General features: G+C 63.6%; 1 pseudogene. It reads left to right on the top strand.

The annotated features are described in order from the left end of the window. A pseudogene (locus FRC96_RS21765) lies at window positions 1-656 on the top strand (hypothetical protein); the annotation flags it as partial. Between the last annotated feature and the right edge of the window lie 44 nt (window positions 657-700).

Here is a 700-nt window from a genome sequence, read left to right as displayed (position 1 = left end):
TGCTCGACCGGGAGGTCTTCGAGATTCAGCTGCTCTACGTCTTGCTCAACCCGGTCAAAGCCGGCCTTGTTCGCCGAGCAAAGGACTGGCCGGGCTTTAAGATCATGCCCTCGGACTGGGAAAAGCCGATGCAGGTCCCGCGTCCCGACAGCTACTACGGCGACGATCAGCCCGAGAGCTTTGAGTTCATCCCCAGGCGCCCGCCGGGCTACGACGATATGTCGCTGGAGGAGGTCGTCGCGTATTTTGAGAAGCGTCTGCGCGAGGAGGAAAACGAGATTCACCGCCAGCGAAAGAAGAAGCGCCGCCGATTTCTGGGCGTCAAAGGCGTGCTCGCCACCAATCCCTTCGACTGCGCGAAAGATCTTCGGCGGAAGAAAGGCCGACAGTCCGTCCCGCGCTATGCGGCGTTTCATCCGGAGCTTCTCGAGCAGGCCGTCAGCCGGGAGAGGGCGTTTCAGAGCGCGTATGTGCGGGTGCGCAAGCGCTGGATCGCCGGCAAAAAACGTTGCGTTTTTCCCTGCGGCACGTTGTGGCTGAGGCGCCACTCGCCGGTGAAGTGTCGCGAGGGCGACCCGCATGAGGCAGGGCTGGCGGCGAACTACGCGCCGCACAGCCCGACCGGGGCGCCGGCGTGCGAGGCTCTTGCGGGATAAGTCGCTGAGCAATCTGTTCGGCGAGGCGTTCTGAGCGGCACGTC

Origin of the sequence: Lujinxingia vulgaris (assembly GCF_007997005.1) — a bacterium.
Classification (GTDB): Bacteria; Myxococcota_A; Bradymonadia; order Bradymonadales; family Bradymonadaceae; genus Lujinxingia.
Note: the sequence above shows the minus strand (reverse complement) of the source record. Positions and strands in the feature narration are given on the sequence as shown.